Here is a 19,256-nt window from a genome sequence, read left to right as displayed (position 1 = left end):
CAAAATCTGATAAATAATGCATACAACATCTAAGCTGTGTGCATATCATGAAACACAAAACTGCCTTTAAGCCCATAGTTCTCAGTATTGCGCTTTCTATCCTTCTGATTACAACAGTTGTATTTTTTGCCCGTAATCACAATTCTATCCTAAGTATTAATACCGATTTTCTACAACAAGAAATTACCGAACCCGAAGGACCATCACCGCAAATCGTACAATCTGCACGAAACCAAATTGGCAAAACCCTTCGTTACGACCCTGCTTATACCAAGCTCAAATATCCAATGGGCGATGTACCGATGGAAAAAGGCGTTTGCACAGACGTGGTCATCCGTGCATTGCGTGAGCAAAATATCGATTTACAAGAACTTGTTCATCAAGATATGAGTCGGAATTTTTCCGTTTATCCGAAACGCTGGGGTTTGAAACAACCTGATACCAATATCGACCACCGCCGCATGCCTAACCTAATGACTTATTTCACGCGTCAAGGCTGGGCAGTTCAAGATACAAACTATCAAGCTGGCGATATTGTAACTTGGGAACTGAAAGGAAACCGTCCCCATATCGGCATCGTCTCCGATCGAAAAATCGGCGACAGACCCTTGATTATTCATAATATCGGTTCAGGAACCCGTGAAAACGACATCCTCTACCGCTACACCATTACCGGACATTACAGGCTTCCCGTTCGATAAACCTTAGTGCCAAGTCCTAGGTACCTATTAATCTGAAACGACAAAGAGTAAATATACCTCGTCAGTTTACATAGCATTAAATACAAAAAAGGCCGTCTGAAATAGTTTCAGACGGCCTTTTACTTATCTAACCCTCTTTATTTAACCGCAACCGCCACATTTACCGCAGCCGCTGCTGCAGTCGCGTTTTTTCGGTTTGAACACGAATTTTCGCAAAAGGAAGAATACGCAGGCAAGCATAATCAAGCCGACGATAATATATTGAGTCATGACGATAGTATCCTTGAAGAAATTTGATAAACCACGAATGAGGCAAAATAAGCCATCAGGAACAAATAGCCTGTAATCATAAGCATATTTTTCGTGGATTTGGTTTCACGTTTAATCACGGCCAAAGTTGCGGCACACATCGGCGCATACACATACCAAGCCAAGAAGGCAAAGGCAGTCGGCAAGCCCCAGTTGTTGTGTACGATGGGAATCAGTGCGTTTTGTACGGCATCTTCAGACGACGCACTAACGGCATAAACGGTACCCAAAGCAGCAACGACCACTTCGCGTGCGGCGATACCCGGAATCATGGCAATACACATTTCCCACGTAAAGCCTAAAGGTGCAAATAATGGCTGAATTGCGTGACCAAGCGTACCCGCCAAGCTGTAATCGATGGCTGCACCAGTCGCGCCAGCAGGCGGTTGCGGCCAGCTTACCAAACCCCACAAGACCACGGCCAACGCAAAAATAATGGTACCGGCGCGTTTCAGGAAGGCTTTTACCCTATCCCACAGGCTGGTCATGATGTGTTTGAAGTTAGGCGTACGGAAAGTTGGCAATTCCATCAAAAGTGGGAATTGTTGCACATTGCCTTTCATCCGCGCCAAGCGTTTCATGATATACGCTGCCAATGCGGCCGACAGAATGCCTGCGATATAAAGAATAAACAATGTCAGGCCTTGCAGATTGAAAATACCGCCCACTGTACGGTTGGGAATAACGGCGGCGATAATCAGCGCATAGACCGGCAAACGTGCGGAGCAAGTCAGCAACGGTGCAACCGCGATGGTAACCAGGCGTTCGCGCGGATCGTGAATGGTGCGCGCCGACATCACGGCTGGAACGGCACAGGCGAAGCTGGACAAAAGCGGAATAAACGAACGGCCGGACAAACCGCTTTTCGCCATGACATTATCCAACAGGAAGGCAGCGCGCGGCAGATAGCCTGAGTCTTCCAAAAGCAGGATAAAGGCAAACAAAATTGTAATCTGAGGCAGGAACACCAACACGCTGCCCATACCGGCAATCACACCGTTGACCAGCAAATCGTTGAGGATACCCGGCTCCATGTTCGCGCCTACCCATTCTCCCAACGCGGTAAAACCGCCTTCAATGGCGTCCATAATCGGTGCCGCCCAAGTGTACACCGCTTGGAACACCATAAACAGGATAACCAGCAGCATAATCGTACCCAACACAGGGTGCAAAACGATTTCGTCCAGTTTTTTGTGCCACGCCGGCAGTGTCATCTGCGTACGCACCACCTGATTCAAAATAGATTCTACTTCTTGGTAGAGTACTTCACTGTCAAGCGATTCCAGCTTGCGCTCGGATGCGCTGGGATTGGCAGGGAAAGAACGTTTGCGGGGCAGCTTGGCCACCGCCTCACGCACTGCGCGTACACCCGACGCGCTGACGGCAACGGTTTCCAATACGGGCACGCCTAACAGCTCGCTCAATTTATCCACATCAATATTCAAACCCCGATTGCGCGCAACGTCGCTCAGGTTCAGCGAAACGACCATCGGCAGGCCCAAGGTTTTCAGTTCCAAAACCATGCGCAGGGTCATACGCAAGTTGGTCGCATCGGCAACGGCAATCACGGCATCAGGCGGAATGCCCATTTTACCCACGACCACATCTTTTGCCACGGCCTCATCAGGGCTGGTCGTACGCAAACTGTATGTACCCGGCAGGTCAACAATGCGGACAGCCGCATCATCAAGGAAAGCACCCTCGCGCTTATCGACTGTTACACCGGGGTAGTTGGCCACTTTGGCATGTGCACCTGTCAAGCCGTTGAACAAAACGGTTTTGCCGCAGTTGGGCGCGCCAACCAAAGCATAGTAGCTCAGTTCCATTATTTTTCCTTATCTTTCAGACGGCCTCAAACGGCTTCAATGATACGACACATAATCTTCCCGGCCTCATCCAAACGCAGGGAAAATTGGGATTGATTGCCCAAACGCACTGCAAACGGCCCTCTTCCAAAGCCGCCGACTGCAATCACTTGTAAGGGCATTCCGCTGGAAAAACCCAAATCCGCAAGACGACGGGTTACCAAGGAATCCAATTCGCCAAAAACAGGGTTGGGAGCAATGGAATCAATATGTACGACTGCGCCTTTTTTCAGGCGCGACAAAGGAACAGCAGACATAAGCCTCTCTTTTCATTTGTTTTAAAAAACAGGTTATTAGAAATGTGAGAAGTGCTGACGAATGTGCGGCACATTTGAAAGGTTGGTTATGAGTGGCTATTCGCTACTTCTTTCAATAAGTGCGGTTTGTTTTAAGTATTGTTATTTTCTTTGCTAATGATAAATCTTATTAATATAAAAATCAAATGTAGGCAGAGAAATTAAAAAAGCCGAAACCCTTTGATTGTTTGGGTTCCATCCTTTATATACACTCGATAAACTAAAGGCCGTCTGAAAAGTTTCAGACGGCCTTCAAAATAAAAAACCGAATAGAATCGGTTTTTTATTCCTATTCAGGAAAAAACGCTCAATTACAGAGCATCTTTCAATGCTTTACCGGCACGGAATTTAGGCGTTTTAGCAGCAGCAATAGTCAAAGGCTCGCCAGTTTTAGGATTGCGGCCTTGACGTTCGGCACGTTCGCCGACGTAGAAAGTACCGAAACCGACCAGAGTAACAGTATCGCCGTTTTTCAGTGCGTTGGTTACGGCATTAGTAGTAGCATCCAAAGCTTTTTGCGCAGCAGATTTGGAAATGCCGGCTTCTTGAGCAATTGCTTCGATCAATTCAGACTTGTTCACAATTAGTCCCTTCCTATCGTATAAAGATGATGAAATGCCCGAATACTCGGGGCTTGAGCGCTTTCAAAGCACATACGCACTTTATAGCAATTCTGAAATTATCATGTCAAGTAAAAAATGTGGAATTGCCCTATTTTTGGGGCATTCAGGGCAAAACCACATTTTTTGCAACATCAGACGGCCAACTTAATGCTTGGTTGCTTTTGTTCTTGACTTTGTCTTAGGAGTTTGCACGGTCTCGGCAACTGCCAATTCGGCAACCCATTGCTCAGGCTGAGTTTCCAGACCCAAAGCCAACACTTCATCAATCCATTTGACCGGATGGATGGTCAGACCGGTTTTGACATTTTCAGGGATTTCTTCCAAATCTTTGACGTTGTCTTTCGGAATCAATACATGCTTGATGCCGCCGCGCAAAGCAGCCAGCAGTTTTTCTTTCAAACCGCCGATCGGCAACACTTCACCACGCAAAGTGATTTCACCGGTCATCGCCACATCCGCACGCACCGGAATTTTGGTAAAGGCAGAAACCATCGCCAAAGTCATGGCAATACCTGCGCTCGGACCGTCTTTCGGCGTCGCACCTTCCGGCACATGGACGTGAATGTCTTTCTTCTCGTAAAAATCAGGAGCCAGACCCACTGATTCGGCACGGGAACGGACAACCGACCATGCGGCCGATACCGATTCTTTCATCACATCGCCCAGTTGGCCGGTGCATTGAATCGTACCTTTGCCCGGCAAGGCAACCGCCTCAACAGTCAACAACTCACCACCGACTTCGGTCCAAGCCAGACCGGTTACCTGACCGATGCGGTTTTCGCTTTCGGCCACGCCATAGTCGAAACGGCGCACGCCTAGATAGTCATGCAGATTTTTCTCAGTAACTTTAATTGCTTTAGGCTTGGCCTTGCTTGCTGTTTTGGATTTGGACGCTTTTTTCTTGTCCTCATTCAAGGTAACCTGCATGACTACTTTGCGGCAGATTTTGGCAATTTCGCGATCCAACGAGCGGACACCGGCCTCGCGGGTGTAGTAACGGATAATATCGCGCACCGCACTTTCATCAACCACCAACTCACCCTCTTTCACACCATTGCGCTTCATTTGTTTCGGCACAAGGTATTGCATGGCAATATTGATTTTTTCATCTTCCGTATAACCGGACAGACGGATGATTTCCATACGGTCAAGCAGCGGAGTCGGGATATTCAAGCTGTTTGAAGTAGCAATAAACATCACATCGCTCAAATCGTAATCGACTTCGGCATAGTGGTCGGCGAACTTGTTGTTTTGCTCAGGATCAAGCACTTCAAGCAATGCACTGGCCGGATCACCACGGAAATCGCTGCCCATTTTGTCGATTTCATCAAGCAGGAACAATGGGTTTTTCACACCCGCTTTTGCCATGTTTTGCAGGATTTTGCCTGGCATAGAGCCGATATAGGTACGGCGGTGGCCGCGGATTTCGCTTTCATCACGCACGCCGCCTAATGCCATACGCACATATTGACGGCCTGTAGCTTTGGCAATCGATTCGCCCAAGGAAGTTTTACCCACTCCCGGAGGGCCGACCAAACACAAAATCGGGCCTTTGAGCTTGTCCATACGTTTTTGAACGGCCAAATATTCCAAAATACGTTCTTTGACTTTTTCCAAACCATAGTGGTCGGCATTCAAAATCAAATCAGCTTTGGCAATATCTTTGCTGACACGGGATTTTTTCTTCCATGGCAGCTCGAGCAAAGTATCGATGTAGTTGCGCACGACGGTAGATTCCGCAGACATCGGCGGCATCATTTTCAGTTTTTTCAATTCAGACAGACATTTTTCTTCAGCCTCTTTGCTCATGCCTGCTTCTTTGATTTTTGCTTCCAACGCGTCCAGCTCGCCGCGCTCGTCTTCTTCACCCAACTCTTTCTGAATCGCTTTCACTTGCTCATTCAGGTAATACTCGCGTTGGGATTTTTCCATTTGACGTTTTACACGGCCACGGATGCGTTTCTCGACCTGCATGATGTCGAGTTCGGCTTCCAACTGAGCCAGCAGAAATTCCAAACGTTCGACAATGCCGGCGGTCTCCAGCACATATTGACGCTGCTCCAACTTCAGCTGTAAATGCGCGGCAATAGTATCGGCAAGACGGCTGTTGTCATCGATACTGCTGATGGTACTGATGACTTCGGCAGGGATTTTTTTGTTCAATTTCGCATATTGCTCAAATTGAGTCAGCAGAGTACGGCGCAAGGCCTCAATTTCGGGATTGTCCTTGTCGCTGTTTTCATCAATTGCCTCAACATGGGATAAAAACAATCCGCCTGTTTCGTCAACCGTCAACGCGCGCGCACGACGGATACCTTCCACCAACACTTTAACGGTGCCGTCAGGCAGCTTCAAAACCTGCAAAACTTGGGCAACCGTACCAGTTTGGTGCAAATCTTCAGCTTTAGGGTCTTCTGTATTAGGGTCAAGCTGGGCCAACAGGAAAACCGGATCATCATTAGCCATTGCCGCCTCAAGGGCTGCAATCGATTTAGGACGACCGACGAACAGCGGCAATACCATATGCGGATACACCACGACATCACGTAAAGGCAAAGTAGCCAGCGCACTGTATTCCTCGAAATATTTGTCTTTTGTCGGCATAGTTAATAATCTCAATCATTGTTAAATCAGAATGTAGCTCAAAATTGGGCTGAAGCGCTCCATTTCAAGACTTGAAAACAGCTTATCCGCACCTATTTTCGAAAACATCATTTTTAATAGCCCGATATGGACGTTTACGATAAAATATATCGGATTTTGGGCCGTCTGAAAACTTTTCAGACGGCCCTGGCAAACCAAACAAGGTAGTAAACCATGACAGACTCAACCGAAAAAAAATCACTGATTGAATTCCCTTGCACCTTTCCTGTAAAAGTCATGGGCGCAGTTCATCCGGAATTTGAATCCGCCATCTTGGAAACCGTGCGCAAACATGCTCCCGATACCGAGCCGCACCACATCACTACGCGCCCAAGCAGCAAAGGCAACTATACTGGCGCGACAGTCCATGTAAATGTTGAAAATCAAGAGCAGTTGGACAATATCTACCGCGACCTGACTTCCCACGAATTGGTTAAAGTGGTGTTGTAATGAAAATCGTGCACAAAGGCTTGGTCGATTACCTGCCGACTTTCGAAGCCATGAAGGCATTCAATGCCTCGCGTGACGAAAATACCGAAGACGAATTATGGGTGGTCGAACATCCGCCCGTATTTACCCAAGGCTTGGCCGGCAAACCCGAACACCTCCTCATCCGCGACGATATACCCGTTGTCCAAATTGACAGAGGCGGTCAAATTACTTATCACGGCCCCGGTCAATTGGTCGTCTATACGATGATCAATTTCAAACGCCGTAAAACCAGTGTCCGCCATATCGTTTCCGCACTTGAAAACAGCATCATCGCCACCTTGGCAGAATACGGCATTGAAGCAGCCGCCGATCCCAAACGCCCCGGTGTTTATGTCGGCGAGCGTAAAATCGCTTCCCTGGGTCTGCGTATCAAAGACGGCTCCGTTTACCACGGTTTGGCGCTCAACGTAAACATGGATTTGAGTCCGTTTACCCACATCAACCCCTGCGGTTATGCCGGTATGGAAATGACCCAAATTGCCGACTATGTCTCTCCGGCACCCAGTTTGGCAGAAGTTGCAGACAAGCTGACCAAGTATTTACAAAAAGAGCTGGCATAAGGCCGTCTGAAAAAATCCAGTCACACTGCCATCTTTTAACCGCCCTCTGAACTTTTACCCATAAACTTTTAGGTACAAATCCTCCTATAAGCTTTTCAGACGGCCTTTATAACGACAGAAAGAACACATCACCATGAGTGAAGAAGTAAAAAACGACCCCAAACGCGGCATCAAACTGAAAGGCGCAGACAAAACTGCACGCATTCCGATTAAAGTGGTTCCATTGGAACAAAAATTGAAAAAGCCCGAATGGATCCGCGCCAAATTGCCGGGCAAGAAATTCTTTGAAATCAAAAACATTCTTCGCGAACAAAAAATGCATACCGTGTGCGAAGAAGCATCTTGTCCCAATATCAGCGAATGCTTTACCAAGGGTACGGCCACATTTATGATCATGGGCGATATTTGTACACGCCGCTGCCCGTTCTGCGACGTTGGCCATGGCCGCCCGAATATGCTGGATCCTGACGAGCCTAAGCACTTGGCCGAATCCGTCAAAGCCATGAACCTGCGCTATGTCGTCATTACATCTGTCGACCGCGATGACTTGCGCGATGGCGGCGCACAACACTTCGCCGACTGCATCAAAGCCATCCGCGAAACCAGCCCGAATACCAAAATCGAAATCCTCGTTCCCGACTTCCGCGGCCGCTTGGACATCGCATTGAAAATCTTGGCAGAAACACCACCTGACGTGATGAACCACAACTTGGAAACCCATCCGCGCCTGTATAAAAAAGCCCGTCCGGGTGCCAACTACCAGCACTCCCTCGACCTTCTGCGCCGCTACAAAGAAATGATGCCGCATATCCCGACCAAATCCGGCATCATGGTCGGCCTGGGCGAAACAGACGAGGACGTGCGCGAAATCATGCGCGATATGCGTGCCAACAATATCGAGATGATTACCATCGGCCAATATCTGCAACCTTCAGACGGCCACCTGCCCGTCCTACGCTATGTAACACCCGACCAATTCAAAGTTTTTGAAAAAGAAGCATACGAATTGGGCTTTACCAATGCCGCCATCGGCGCAATGGTTCGCTCCAGCTACCACGCTGACGAACAAGCAGCCGAAGCTTTGCGTGAAACCCACGGCGGTTGTAGCCACCATTAAGATGTAGGTCATATAAGGCCGTCTGAAAAATCAGTAGACTATTTTTCAGACGGCCTTTATTTGGTCATAACTTACTATACAAAATTTTTTAGATTTTCAAAGTATAAACCTTAGTTGGGCTCTATTGAGCCAATCTTAAGTAATACAAAAAAGCGGCTAAACAGGATAAACACTGTTTGCCGCTTTTTAATTTATTTCTTTATTTTACTTCTTCAACAATTTTGCCGCTTCAATCGCGTAGTAAGTCAAAATACCATCAGCGCCGGCGCGTTTGAATGCCAATAAGCTTTCCAAAATGGTTTTCTCACCATCCAACCAGCCATTTTGAATGGCAGCCTGAAGCATGGTATATTCGCCGGAAACTTGGTAAGCATAAGTCGGTACGCCAAACTCGTCTTTGACTCGGCGGACGACATCCAGATACGGAAGACCCGGTTTAACCATTACCATGTCTGCACCCTCTTGAATATCCAATGCGACTTCGTGCAAGGCTTCATTGGTATTTGCAGGGTCCATTTGGTAGGTTTTCTTGTCTGCCTTACCCAAATTACCGGAGCTGCCGACAGCATCGCGGAACGGGCCGTAGAATGCTGAAGCATATTTTGCCGAATACGCCATAATGCGTGTATGGATATGTCCGGCATCTTCTAAGGCTTCGCGAATGGCAAGAATACGTCCGTCCATCATGTCTGATGGGGCGACGACTTGTGCGCCTGCATCGGCATGACACAAAGCCTGTTTTACCAAAACTTCAATGGTTTCATCGTTGAGGACATAGCCATTTTCATCGGTCAAACCGTCTTGGCCGTGTATGGTATAGGGATCCAGGGCAACGTCGGTCATGATACCCAGCTCTGGAAATTTCTCGCGCAGAGTTCGTACCACTGTCGGCACCAAGCCTTCAGGGTTATAAGCTTCCTCCGCAAACTCGGTCTTGTTTTGTGTTACCACGGGAAACAAAGCCAGCATAGGAATACCGAGATTCAGTGCTTCTTCAGCGGTAAACAACAATTTATCCAAACTTTGGCGTTTGACGCCGGGCATAGACGGCACTGCCTCTTCCTGATTCTGACCTTCCAATACAAAAACCGGATAGATTAAATCATCTGCCGTCAAAGTATGCTCGCGCATCAGACGGCGTGAAAAATCGTCTTTACGCATACGGCGCATACGGGTGTTTGAGACATAACGCGGAGGGAAATTCATAACAATTGCCTTTCAATAATGAAGTCTTAAAATCAGTCTTCGACTTGACGTATGGCTTTGACCGAACGTTTGATTTCGCTGAGCGTACCGGTTTTATAACTATTACGTTCCTGCTCGGTCATGCCGTTTTGATCCAATTTTGCGATATTTTTCAATGCTTCGGCATATTGGCCGTCTGAAAGTTTTTCCTGTTTGATGTGCCAACGGTTTTTCACTTCGGAAGCCGTCCACAAGCCTACTTTGTTGTAGTAGAACAAAATGCTTGCCGCCAGCGTCTTCATATCGCTGTCAGGTTTGGCACTGCCGATACTGCGGCCGATACGGTTGTTACGTTGATCGACTGCCTGGTCGGCAAGGTAACGGCTGAAGTAGTCGTCTTTACCTTCTCGCAACTCCATATCCGTCAGGCGCGCATTCCCTGCTTTTTCGGCAATAATGCTGTCGAATTTAGAAGCAATCGCCGCCTGCCATAATGCTTGGCGTACGGCATTGACCTGTGTTCCCCTGCTGTCGCCGTTTGCTTTATCATCCAAACCTGTACGCTCGGCAAAGCGTGTGGCATTACTGGTCATATTGATTAAGCCTTCATCCTCCATCCCGATGACTTGGGCGGCCACGGGATGGTTAAGCGCAAATTGTGCCATTTTACTGCGGCGGCTTTGATCTTCCTGATACGATTGGCAACCGGACAATACCAGCATGCCGAGAACGGCACATTGAATGTGTTTTTTAATATGTTTCATGATGTAACTATCGATATTATTGTGTGAGTTCAACTTCTTTGTTTAACATAGAAACGCCCGTAAGCGCAAAATAATTCCCATACGGCCAAATCGGCGCATGAATGGCTATTTTATAATAAAAATAAGGCCGTCTGAAATTTTTCAGACGGCATAAGTATTTTTTAACCTACCAAGCTTCGAATTTGCGGCCAATAAAACAGACAGGCTATCGAGCAAATAGCAATGCTGATACCAGCTGCATTAATGCTGCTGATTTTTTCTTTAAATATTGCCGCACCAATCAGCGTACCCAAAACAATTACGCCGATGTTCATACCGGCAAATACCAAGGTCGGATTATCCTTCATGATTTGGTGTGCCGAAATGTAGGTAACAATATTCAAAAAGTTCAGGCAGCCTAAAATCATACCGCCCACTATACCCTCTTTGGTCCATTTGCTTCCTTTGGCAAACAGGTAGCCAAACATCAAGATACCGGCCAAACAAAATGCCACCAGCAAATTGCCGGCAAACGCGGTACCGCTTTTTGCCACTTGTTTGAACAAAATATCAATGATGCCATAGCCGCACCAAACGCCCAAAAGCAGCATCACTTGCGTGCCGAAACCGCCGGATTTCTTACCGCCATCGCTTTTCCAAAGCAAGAAAAACAATGCTGTAAATGCCAATACCAAACCAATCAGACGGCCTTCGGTCAGTTGTTCATGAAAAAGCGTGAATGAAGCGATAATGGGCAAAAACAGTGATAAGCGCTGTGCCGCGTCCGATTTGACGATACCTGCCGCATCGACGGATTTGCCCATAATGACAAACACGCTTGGCAGCAATATGCCCAAAGCTGCAAAGAGCCACCAAGTCGATAAAAACACTTGCGGATTGCTTAAATCCGGCTTTAACACCAGCATGGTCAAAGTAACGGCAACGATATAGTTCACCGCCACCGCCTGCTCAATATTGATTTTTTGCTTGCGCGCCACTTTCAGCAATACGGAAACTAACACGCTGCAAACAATACTTGCCAATAAATATGCCATGCTTTAAAACCATCCTTGAGTAGGAACAGGCTTATCTTCATTCAGTTTAATCAGTCCGACGACTACGCGATAAATGAGCCAAATACCGGTTGCCACCAAAATCAGCCAACCGATTAAGATAAGTATGGTCAACATCCCGAAAAGCATACCCACCAACGACACCCAAAATGTCTTGGTCAGATAGTCAATATGGCTGGCATAAATACTGCCTTGCGCCTCATTGCGTTTGACATATGCCAAAATCACACCGACAACGGGTGCAAACCAGATAAACAGGCCCAAAGCATAGGTAACATAAGCGATAAAAACATAGTTTTTCACTTCAGAATTAGACGTATTGACCATATTGGCCTCCGTATTATTGTTCCCTGTATTATGGTTTTCCGTATGATTGACTACCGTATTATTGAAGCCGTTGTCTTGAGCTTCCTGAGGCTCGTACTGCATCGCCGCATCATAAGCCAGACGTTTTTCCGGATGGGACAATACTTCAAACGCCTGTCCGATGGCTTTGAAACGCTCCTCATCTTTCTGAATATCCGGATTGGCAACCAATTTGCCGTAAGCCTCGCGGATAACGTTAATATCCGCATCCTGAGACACACCCAAAATTTCGTATAAATTTAATTGTTCCATCTTTATTCCTATCCTTTATGTATCCACTGCAACATGAACATCTTGCGGGTTGAGCGTACGCAGATTTTCAGGTTTCATGCCCACGATAAACCCGCGTTTGCCGCCATTGATAAAAATCTCGTCCAAAGCCCAAATGCTTTCTTCCACATAAACCGGCAACGCGGTTTTCATACCAAACGGCGATGTCCCGCCGACCAAATAGCCCGTCCATTTCGCCGCCTGATCCGCCGTTGCCGGCTCGATGTGTTTCAAGCCCAGTTCGCGCGCCAGATTGCGGGTGGAAATATGTTTGTCGCCGTGCATTAACACAACCAAGCCTTTTTTGTGTTCATCCTGCAGGACGATTGTTTTGATGACTTGATGCTCAGGCTTGCCCGCGCACTCGGCAAAACGCGCCGTACCACCATGTTCTTCATACGCATAAACATAAGGGACAAAATCGATTTTCTTACTGCGTAAAAAGCGCACTGCCTGCGTAACCGGATATTCTGCTTTACTCATGATCGTTTTCCGCCACCCTGTTCAGACGGCCCCTCTTAAATGTGGAACGTAAACAACTGCAATGTTACCATACCTTTTTTTTGAAATCAGGAGACAACATGGACATCCGCTATCTTGGCACAAGCAAACGCTATTCGGAAGCCGTCATGGCCAACGGCTTGGTTTTCCTCTCCGGCATGGTTCCCGAAAATCCTGAAGCCGATGCCAAAGCGCAAACTGAAAACGTTTTGGCGCAAATCGATTCATGGCTCGCCCAATGCCAATCCGACAAAGCCCATATTTTGGAGGCCACCATCTATCTGCCCGATATGAACGACTACGCCGCCATGAACGAAGCCTGGGACGCATGGACAGCCCCCGAGCGCGCTCCGGCCCGCGCCTGCGTGGAAGCAAAACTGGCCTCACCCGACTGGAAGGTCGAAATCAAAATTACCGCCCTTCAAATCAAATAAAGCGCAAATATCAGGCCGTCTGAAAATGCCGCATTGACCAAACAAGCGCAGTTTTTCAGACGGCCTTTATTCTTTTGCGGTACAATACCGCCCTTAAATTTTTCTATTATTTCAAAGCACAAACAGCCATGTCCAAAAAAACCAAACAAGAATTAGAAAACAACAAACTCAGCAAACGCCTGCGCCACGCCGTCGGCGATGCCATTAACGATTTCAACATGATTGAGCCGGGCGACAAAATCATGGTCTGCCTCTCCGGCGGCAAAGACAGCTACGCCCTATTAGACATTCTGCGCCAGCTTCAAGCCAGCGCGCCGATTGATTTCGAACTGGTCGCCGTCAATCTTGACCAAAAGCAGCCGGGTTTCCCCGAAGAAGTATTGCCGACCTATCTCGAAAGCATCGGCGTTCCCTACAAAATCGTTGAAGAAGACACCTACTCCACCGTCAAACGCGTGTTGGACGAAGGCAAAACGACTTGTTCGCTGTGCAGCCGCCTGCGCCGCGGCATCCTCTATCGCACTGCAAAAGAATTGGGCTGCACCAAAATCGCCTTGGGACACCACCGCGATGACATCCTTGCCACCATGTTTCTGAATATGTTCTACGGCGGCAAACTCAAAGCCATGCCGCCCAAACTGGTTAGCGACAACGGCGAACACATCGTCATCCGTCCTCTGGCGTATGTGAAAGAAAAAGATTTGATTAAATATGCCGAGCTGAAACAATTCCCAATCATCCCATGCAACCTCTGCGGTTCGCAGCCCAACCTGCAACGCCAAGTCATCGGCGACATGCTGCGCGATTGGGACAAACGCTTCCCCGGCCGTATCGAATCGATGTTCTCCGCCCTGCAAAACGTCGTTCCATCACATTTGGCCGATACCGAACTCTTCGACTTTGTCGGCTTGGAACGCGGTCAAAACCTTAAACATGGTGGCGACTTAGCGTTTGACAGCGAAAAAATGCCGGAACGTTTCTCCGACGGCAGCGAAGAAGACGAAAGCGAAATCAAAATCGAGCCGCAAAAAGCCGAACGCAAAGTCATCAATATTCTGGCAAACAAACCTAAAACCTGCGGTTTATAATTCCATTTAATTTTCAGACGGCCTTTCGGTAGCTATTTACCGAAAGGCCGTCTGAATATTCATATTTGAAATTTTTGCTATTCTTTTTTATCTATTCTTTCCCTGACAAACCGTGCAGCAGCAATCCCAATACGTCTTGCGGCAACTTTTGCGGCGCGGCAGCATAAAGCGCGGTCAGTTGCGGATGGCGCATCAATATATCCGCCTGACGGATGAACAGGTCGATGAGTTCCACCGGCAAATCGGGCTGAATCAGGCGGCGTTGTTGCAGCGTGTGGAAGAAACCGCGCATAAAGGCGTATTTTTCTTCGTTCAATTCGTGGAAAAACCGCTCCAGCTCCAAATCGGTGTTCTCTTCGATGTCGCACAGGAAAGCGGCGGAATAGAGTTCTTCAAACGATTGTTTTTGCAAGGAAAATACAGCCTCAGCGGCTTCGCGGAGGCTGCATTGCCGTGCGAGCAGATTTTCAAATTCGGCACGGACGCGGTTTTTCTGCTCGGTAACAATTTCCTGCAAGAGCGCATTTTTACCGCTGTAATATTTGTAGAAAGTGACGCGGCTGACGGCGGCCTCGGCGCAGATGCTGCCTACGGATACGGCGGAAAAGCCATGTTCGCGGAACAGGCGGCGGGCGGTATCGGCGATGGTTTGTTGTTTGCTGGCGGTCATGACGGTAGGAAGGTTTTGATTTTGTTCATAAAGGAGATTCATTAAAGTTATCCGCAAGTCGGATACTTATCATATTTCCCCACGGCTGCAATGGCAATATGGCGGCGTTTCAGACGGCCTCTTTCCTTGTCCCTCGCTCCGTCCTACGGATGAGGACTGTCGGATGCTTAGCAGGCCAAATTCATGAAGATTACAGAATTTCCCTCCTCCAACCTTCTCCCCCAAATAGGAGAGGGATTTTTTTGGACGATTCACAAGATAAGAGGGAAAGTAAAGTGAATGATAAACACTTGCATTCCTGTTTCTTATTTCTTATACTTTACATTAATAGTTTGTTTTATGTAAATATGTAAACACAAATATTTGCATACTGACGGAGAAATTGATTGCCTGATGTTCAATCCGCCCCGACGTATGCCGTCTGAAAGGATAAGAAATGCAGAAACACACCCTCCGCCGCCTGCCTCTATTGATTGCCGCCGCCTTTGCCTCCGAATGGATTTATGCCGCCGATGCGGCGCAAGATGCGGAACAAGTGCAGTTGGAAGAAGTCGTCGTCACCGGCGAACGCACCAACCGCAGTGGCTTTGAAACCGCCACATCCAACCGCGTCTTCACCACGCCAAACATCGACCGCAGCGGCCACAACCTTTCCGCAACCGACCTGCTCAAACAGACTGTGAACACGGTGGATTTAGGCAACGGCAACGATTTGCCGACCGTGCGCGGCGTGGACGGCTCGGGACCCGCCGTCGGTGCGGTGGCGTTTTTCGCGGGCACGCGGCCGCGCCTGAACCTGTCCATAGACGGCCGCTCCGCCACTTACAATGAATTCGCCTTCGGCACGCAGTCACTGTGGGACATGCAGCAAGTGGAAGTCTTGCGCGGGCCGCAAAGCCATGTGCGCGGGCAGAACGCGGTGGCGGGCGCGGTGGTGATGCGTTCCAAAGACCCGACCGACGAATGGGAAGGCGCGCTGCGCTTGGGTTTGGGCAACCAGAAAACGCGCAACATCGCCGGCGTAGTGTCCGGCCCGATTGTGAAAAACAACCTTGCCTTCAGATTGAGCGCGGAGCGGCAGCAGCGTGAAAGTTACGAGCCGTTCGTGTCCTATGAGCCGACCGGCAACCCGCGCCGTGTGGAAAACACCAACGTGCGCTTCAAACTCCTGCTCACGCCCGAAAACCATCCCGATTTTTACAGCCGCCTGACGCTGAACCACATCCGTTCGCGCACGCCGCAAAACGAAATCATGGGCAACACCACCAGCCGCCGTTTTTTAAAAGAAAAGCCCGTGTTCGTAACCGGCTCGACATCGGGCATCTGGGACGCATCGTGGCAGCTTAACGACTATCTGAAACTGGAAAACAAACTGGTTTACGGCCGCTACCACAACGAGCGGCTGCACCTGCCGATGACCGTCAGCCCGCAAGGCGTGCCCGCCGAACTCAAAGGCCGCGAACTGCAATGGGAGCCGGTATTGCATTTTTCAAACAAAGGCTGTCTGAGAGGCCTTTCCGGACTGCACTACTTCCGCAGCAAATAAGACGAATGGGTAGATATCCGCAGCATCGGCGGCCGCAATACCTTTGACGACCGCAACAGCGTGCGCGCCCTGTTTGCCGAAACCACATACAGCCCCAGCGAAAAATGGGACATCACAGCCGCCGCCCGCATTGAAAAAGAAACGCACAAACGAAGCGGCGGCAGTGGCGCACTGCACCTTGATTTAGACAAAGGCCAGACCGTGTTCCTGCCCAAAATCGACATCGCCTTCAAACCCACCGACCAATGGGTCAGCGGCATCAAAGCCGCGCGCGGCTACAACCCCGGCGGCGCGGGCATCACCTTCGGCCGCCCCGTCGTAACCTACACTTATGAACCCGAATATGTGAACAACTACGAGTGGTACACCCGCTGGCGCAGCGCAGACCGCCGCCTGCAACTCTCCGGCAACCTGTTCCTGAACCACTACCGTGACATGCAGCTCCCCTTCTATCTCGGCACCAACTCCGTCGTCATCCGCAACGCCAAAAAAGTCCACACCTACGGCGCAGAACTCGCCGCCGACTGGCAGGCGACCGACAGCCTGAAACTCACCACCGGACTGGGACTGCTCAACACCAAAATCAAAAGCTATCCCGACAGCGGCATCGAAGGCAACAAACTCGGCCGCGCGCCCAAATACACCGCCAACATCGGCGTGAAATACCTGAACGACAAAGGTTGGGAAGCCGGCGGCGACGTGCGCTTCTACGGCGGCTACTACTCCGCCGCCGACAATGCCGAATCAGGCAAAATCGGCGCATACAACCAAGTCAACCTCTACACCGCCTACAACTTCAAACAAGGCCGCGTCTCGCTCTACGCCGACAACGTGTTCAACCGCCGCCGACCCATATTCATTTCCAGCGCCGACCGCCAAGACGCACTCTACCAACGCCCCAGAAGCGTAGGTTTGAGCGCGGAATGGAAGTTTTAGACGAAGCTGAAATGATGGAGGCCGTCTGAAAAAACATAGGTCGGACATTTATGCCCGACCTACCGTTTATTCCCCAAAACACCCAAAGGAACCCCATGCACTACTTCACCCCCACCAAAACCCTGCCCGAAGGCACCATCTACCTGACCGACCTGACCCACGTTGCCGACTTCGCCGACTGGCTGGCCGAATTCGAAACCCTGTTAAACCAAAACCGCCGCTTCGCCACCGTCTGCACCCCGATGCGGCGGCAGGTAAGCGATGAACAGTGCATTGCCGACCGCAAAACTTACATCGAATGGATAAAGGCACATCGGCCGCAACTGTCCGAACGCTGCGCCGCCATGCTCCTTATCGAACCCGACGCGACGCAACTGGCGTTCTTCCGCGAACAATCGTCCAAACTCGGCCCCGCGCTGGGCGTGAACTACATCGTCGAAGCCGACGAACAAACTGCCCTGCTGCGGGCGGAAGAAGCGTTAAAGGCCGTCTGAAAAGATACTAAACCTATTTAAATACAAATCAAGTATTGCCACCCAATATGTTCAGACGGCCTTGTCCCTTTATTCGCCTCATCTTCAAAAGAATCATGTGATGTCCGACAATCAGACTTCCCCAAACTCACGCGACTGGCTACTGCTTATCGGCGGCAGCACTTACAAATTCACGCTGACCGGTTTTTATCTGGTCGCGCTGGTGGCCATTTTGAAAAACCACGGTTACAGCCTAAACCAACTAAGCTGGATTCATTTAATCGGCAGTATCGAAGCGGCGAAGGTGTTGTTTGCCGCGCTGATGGAGCGGCGGCCGGCGGGGCGGTTCGGACGGTTTCGCGGCTGGCTGCTGGCGGCGACACTGGGGCTTTCGGCGGTGTTCGGGTTGATGGCCTGTACCGACATCACGCAGAACTTCCCGTTTCTTCTGGCCTGCTGCGTTTTGCTCTCGGCCATGTCAGCAGTGTACGGCTGCGCGATGCTGGGTTTGTCGTGCATCGTCCTGCCACACCGCGAACGCGGCTTCGGTGGCGTGATTCAAACGATGGCGGCACGTGGCGGCAAGATGATCGGCGGCGCGCTGGTGTTGTGGCTGTATCAGGAATACGGACAGACGGCGGCGGCCGGCTTTATGCTGGCGTTCAGCCTGCTGATGCTGCTGCAAATCTTATACTACCACGAGCCGGAAAGCCTGACGGCACAAGGCAGTTGGAAGGCGTTGGCAACGCGGCTGGTTTCTTTTTGGCAGCAACCTGAAACGGGCTGGCGGTGGCTGGTTTTGCTGTTTGCCGTTGCCGCACCGTATGCGTTTATGGCGGCAACTTTTGTACCCAAACTGGCGGATTTGGGCTTTACTCCGAAACAGACGGGCGGGATTCTGGCGGTAGGTATTCCTGTTGCCTGCCTGATTGTGACGCCGCTGTCGGGCTGGTTTTCGCGCAATTATCCGCGCCGCAAACTCGTGTTCCTGCTCTACGTGCTGCAACTGCCGCTTTTGGCATCTATGACCGCCATCGACGCGCTCGCCCGCGTCCACCCTTGGCTGCCACCCGCTCAAATCATCGCCTTGAGCCTGAGCTACACGCTGCTGCTGCCGGTAATACTGGCGTTGGTGATGGACAAGTCCGACCGCGCCACCGCCGCACTCGACAGCAGCCTGCAATTTTCCGTCGTCCTGCTCGGCAGTTACGTGGCCGGTTTCGCCGCCCTGCGGCTGGCAAAGGCGGTCGGCTATACAGATGCGTATTGGGTTGCAGTGTACTTGGCCGTATTGGTAGGCCTGCTTTTATATTTGAATAGAAATTTATTCAATCATTCAGAGCGTGACTCACAATAATTTGCTCA

Annotated in this window: 19 protein-coding genes and 1 pseudogene; 9 read left to right on the top strand and 11 right to left on the bottom strand. The window is 49.7% G+C overall.

Features of this window, described 5'->3' with window-relative positions:
• Positions 1-47: 47 nt before the first annotated feature.
• Positions 48-701 (top strand): DUF1287 domain-containing protein, encoded by a 654-nt coding sequence (locus tag HMPREF2551_RS06050; RefSeq protein ID WP_070837856.1) that lies wholly within the window; start codon positions 48-50, stop codon positions 699-701.
• 141 nt (positions 702-842) lie between these two features.
• Here the strand turns inward: HMPREF2551_RS06050 and HMPREF2551_RS10320 are convergent, their stop codons facing one another.
• The 5 genes from HMPREF2551_RS10320 to lon all read right to left on the bottom strand — a co-directional run bounded on the left by HMPREF2551_RS10320 (position 843) and on the right by lon (position 6,398).
• Positions 843-971 (bottom strand): FeoB-associated Cys-rich membrane protein, encoded by a 129-nt coding sequence (locus tag HMPREF2551_RS10320; protein WP_003683546.1) that lies wholly within the window; start codon positions 969-971, stop codon positions 843-845.
• Complete coding sequence (locus HMPREF2551_RS06045; RefSeq protein WP_070837853.1) at positions 968-2,836, bottom strand: ferrous iron transporter B; 1,869 nt, start codon at positions 2,834-2,836, stop codon at positions 968-970. Before HMPREF2551_RS06045 ends, HMPREF2551_RS10320 begins: the two co-directional genes overlap by 4 nt.
• 26 nt (positions 2,837-2,862) lie before the next feature.
• Entirely contained in the window at positions 2,863-3,132 is a 270-nt protein-coding gene (locus HMPREF2551_RS06040) for a FeoA family protein (protein WP_070837850.1), read from the bottom strand.
• A 350-nt stretch (positions 3,133-3,482) separates the two neighbouring features.
• Positions 3,483-3,752 carry an HU family DNA-binding protein gene (locus HMPREF2551_RS06035; protein WP_003683413.1) on the bottom strand — a complete coding sequence of 90 codons (270 nt, stop codon included), beginning with the start codon at positions 3,750-3,752 and terminating at the stop codon, positions 3,483-3,485.
• 186 nt (positions 3,753-3,938) lie between these two features.
• The gene (gene lon, locus HMPREF2551_RS06030; protein WP_036490757.1) at positions 3,939-6,398 is read right to left on the bottom strand and encodes an endopeptidase La; all 2,460 of its coding nucleotides are present in this window, start codon (positions 6,396-6,398) and stop codon (positions 3,939-3,941) included.
• Positions 6,399-6,611: 213 nt separating this feature from the next.
• On the opposite strand from lon, the gene HMPREF2551_RS06025 reads away from it, so the two are divergent.
• The 3 genes from HMPREF2551_RS06025 (at position 6,612) to lipA (ending at position 8,606) form a co-directional block, all read left to right on the top strand.
• Entirely contained in the window at positions 6,612-6,887 is a 276-nt protein-coding gene (locus HMPREF2551_RS06025) for an HP0495 family protein (protein ID WP_003746890.1), read from the top strand.
• Positions 6,887-7,489 (top strand): lipoyl(octanoyl) transferase LipB, encoded by a 603-nt coding sequence (gene lipB, locus HMPREF2551_RS06020; RefSeq protein ID WP_036490755.1) that lies wholly within the window; start codon positions 6,887-6,889, stop codon positions 7,487-7,489. Before HMPREF2551_RS06025 ends, lipB begins: the two co-directional genes overlap by 1 nt.
• 133 nt (positions 7,490-7,622) lie before the next feature.
• Complete coding sequence (gene lipA / locus HMPREF2551_RS06015; protein ID WP_049349829.1) at positions 7,623-8,606, top strand: lipoyl synthase; 984 nt, start codon at positions 7,623-7,625, stop codon at positions 8,604-8,606.
• A 204-nt stretch (positions 8,607-8,810) separates the two neighbouring features.
• Here lipA and hemB read toward each other — a convergent pair whose 3' ends face one another.
• From hemB to HMPREF2551_RS05990, 5 genes are all read right to left on the bottom strand, one after another.
• A complete protein-coding gene (gene hemB, locus HMPREF2551_RS06010) occupies positions 8,811-9,812 on the bottom strand; it encodes a porphobilinogen synthase (protein WP_070837847.1) in 1,002 nt (333 codons plus the stop codon).
• A gap of 32 nt (positions 9,813-9,844) precedes the next feature.
• Positions 9,845-10,555: a DUF6973 domain-containing protein gene (locus HMPREF2551_RS06005; protein ID WP_036491232.1), complete on the bottom strand. Its 711-nt coding sequence runs from the start codon at positions 10,553-10,555 to the stop codon at positions 9,845-9,847.
• Between the two features lie 161 nt (positions 10,556-10,716).
• Positions 10,717-11,589 (bottom strand): DMT family transporter, encoded by an 873-nt coding sequence (locus HMPREF2551_RS06000; protein ID WP_070837844.1) that lies wholly within the window; start codon positions 11,587-11,589, stop codon positions 10,717-10,719.
• 3 nt (positions 11,590-11,592) lie between these two features.
• On the bottom strand, positions 11,593-12,225 hold the full coding sequence (locus tag HMPREF2551_RS05995) for a DnaJ domain-containing protein (protein WP_070837842.1): 633 nt from the start codon (positions 12,223-12,225) through the stop codon (positions 11,593-11,595).
• 15 nt (positions 12,226-12,240) lie between these two features.
• Complete coding sequence (locus HMPREF2551_RS05990) at positions 12,241-12,726, bottom strand: aminoacyl-tRNA deacylase (protein WP_070837839.1); 486 nt, start codon at positions 12,724-12,726, stop codon at positions 12,241-12,243.
• Positions 12,727-12,824: 98 nt separating this feature from the next.
• Between HMPREF2551_RS05990 and HMPREF2551_RS05985 the strand changes: the two genes are divergently transcribed.
• Positions 12,825-13,178 carry a RidA family protein gene (locus tag HMPREF2551_RS05985; protein ID WP_070838050.1) on the top strand — a complete coding sequence of 118 codons (354 nt, stop codon included), beginning with the start codon at positions 12,825-12,827 and terminating at the stop codon, positions 13,176-13,178.
• A 128-nt stretch (positions 13,179-13,306) separates the two neighbouring features.
• Positions 13,307-14,266 (top strand): tRNA 2-thiocytidine(32) synthetase TtcA, encoded by a 960-nt coding sequence (gene ttcA / locus HMPREF2551_RS05980; RefSeq protein ID WP_003746908.1) that lies wholly within the window; start codon positions 13,307-13,309, stop codon positions 14,264-14,266.
• Between the two features lie 91 nt (positions 14,267-14,357).
• Here the strand turns inward: ttcA and HMPREF2551_RS05975 are convergent, their stop codons facing one another.
• Complete coding sequence (locus tag HMPREF2551_RS05975; protein WP_070837836.1) at positions 14,358-14,978, bottom strand: TetR/AcrR family transcriptional regulator; 621 nt, start codon at positions 14,976-14,978, stop codon at positions 14,358-14,360.
• 394 nt (positions 14,979-15,372) lie between these two features.
• On the opposite strand from HMPREF2551_RS05975, the pseudogene HMPREF2551_RS05970 reads away from it, so the two are divergent.
• The 3 genes and pseudogenes from HMPREF2551_RS05970 to HMPREF2551_RS05960 all read left to right on the top strand — a co-directional run bounded on the left by HMPREF2551_RS05970 (position 15,373) and on the right by HMPREF2551_RS05960 (position 19,248).
• A pseudogene (locus tag HMPREF2551_RS05970) lies at positions 15,373-17,418 on the top strand (TonB-dependent receptor).
• 95 nt (positions 17,419-17,513) lie between these two features.
• Complete coding sequence (locus HMPREF2551_RS05965) at positions 17,514-17,912, top strand: extensin (RefSeq protein WP_070837833.1); 399 nt, start codon at positions 17,514-17,516, stop codon at positions 17,910-17,912.
• Positions 17,913-18,012: 100 nt separating this feature from the next.
• Positions 18,013-19,248, top strand: a complete 1,236-nt coding sequence (locus tag HMPREF2551_RS05960) for an MFS transporter (protein ID WP_070837830.1) — start codon at positions 18,013-18,015, stop codon at positions 19,246-19,248.
• Positions 19,249-19,256: the final 8 nt, after the last annotated feature.

Source organism: Neisseria sp. HMSC066H01 (assembly GCF_001837375.1).
GTDB lineage: Bacteria > Pseudomonadota > Gammaproteobacteria > Burkholderiales > Neisseriaceae > Neisseria.
The sequence above is the reverse complement of the archived record's forward strand: the minus strand, read 5'-3'. Positions and strand labels throughout refer to the sequence as shown.

Excerpts from the sequence above, each read along its gene's own strand:
- HMPREF2551_RS06040 (WP_070837850.1), bottom strand. The coding sequence starts at position 3,132 with ATGTCTGCTGTTCCTTTGTCGCGCCTGAAAAAAGGCGCAGTCGTACAT.
- HMPREF2551_RS05985 (WP_070838050.1), top strand. The coding sequence starts at position 12,825 with ATGGACATCCGCTATCTTGGCACAAGCAAACGCTATTCGGAAGCCGTC.
- HMPREF2551_RS05975 (WP_070837836.1), bottom strand. The coding sequence starts at position 14,978 with ATGAATCTCCTTTATGAACAAAATCAAAACCTTCCTACCGTCATGACC.
- HMPREF2551_RS05995 (WP_070837842.1), bottom strand. The coding sequence starts at position 12,225 with ATGGAACAATTAAATTTATACGAAATTTTGGGTGTGTCTCAGGATGCG.
- lon (WP_036490757.1), bottom strand. The coding sequence starts at position 6,398 with ATGCCGACAAAAGACAAATATTTCGAGGAATACAGTGCGCTGGCTACT.
- HMPREF2551_RS05990 (WP_070837839.1), bottom strand. The coding sequence starts at position 12,726 with ATGAGTAAAGCAGAATATCCGGTTACGCAGGCAGTGCGCTTTTTACGC.
- HMPREF2551_RS05960 (WP_070837830.1), top strand. The coding sequence starts at position 18,013 with ATGTCCGACAATCAGACTTCCCCAAACTCACGCGACTGGCTACTGCTT.
- HMPREF2551_RS10320 (WP_003683546.1), bottom strand. The coding sequence starts at position 971 with ATGACTCAATATATTATCGTCGGCTTGATTATGCTTGCCTGCGTATTC.
- HMPREF2551_RS06000 (WP_070837844.1), bottom strand. The coding sequence starts at position 11,589 with ATGGCATATTTATTGGCAAGTATTGTTTGCAGCGTGTTAGTTTCCGTA.
- lipB (WP_036490755.1), top strand. The coding sequence starts at position 6,887 with ATGAAAATCGTGCACAAAGGCTTGGTCGATTACCTGCCGACTTTCGAA.
- HMPREF2551_RS06005 (WP_036491232.1), bottom strand. The coding sequence starts at position 10,555 with ATGAAACATATTAAAAAACACATTCAATGTGCCGTTCTCGGCATGCTG.
- HMPREF2551_RS05965 (WP_070837833.1), top strand. The coding sequence starts at position 17,514 with ATGCACTACTTCACCCCCACCAAAACCCTGCCCGAAGGCACCATCTAC.
- HMPREF2551_RS06025 (WP_003746890.1), top strand. The coding sequence starts at position 6,612 with ATGACAGACTCAACCGAAAAAAAATCACTGATTGAATTCCCTTGCACC.
- HMPREF2551_RS06045 (WP_070837853.1), bottom strand. The coding sequence starts at position 2,836 with ATGGAACTGAGCTACTATGCTTTGGTTGGCGCGCCCAACTGCGGCAAA.
- HMPREF2551_RS06050 (WP_070837856.1), top strand. The coding sequence starts at position 48 with ATGAAACACAAAACTGCCTTTAAGCCCATAGTTCTCAGTATTGCGCTT.
- ttcA (WP_003746908.1), top strand. The coding sequence starts at position 13,307 with ATGTCCAAAAAAACCAAACAAGAATTAGAAAACAACAAACTCAGCAAA.
- hemB (WP_070837847.1), bottom strand. The coding sequence starts at position 9,812 with ATGAATTTCCCTCCGCGTTATGTCTCAAACACCCGTATGCGCCGTATG.
- lipA (WP_049349829.1), top strand. The coding sequence starts at position 7,623 with ATGAGTGAAGAAGTAAAAAACGACCCCAAACGCGGCATCAAACTGAAA.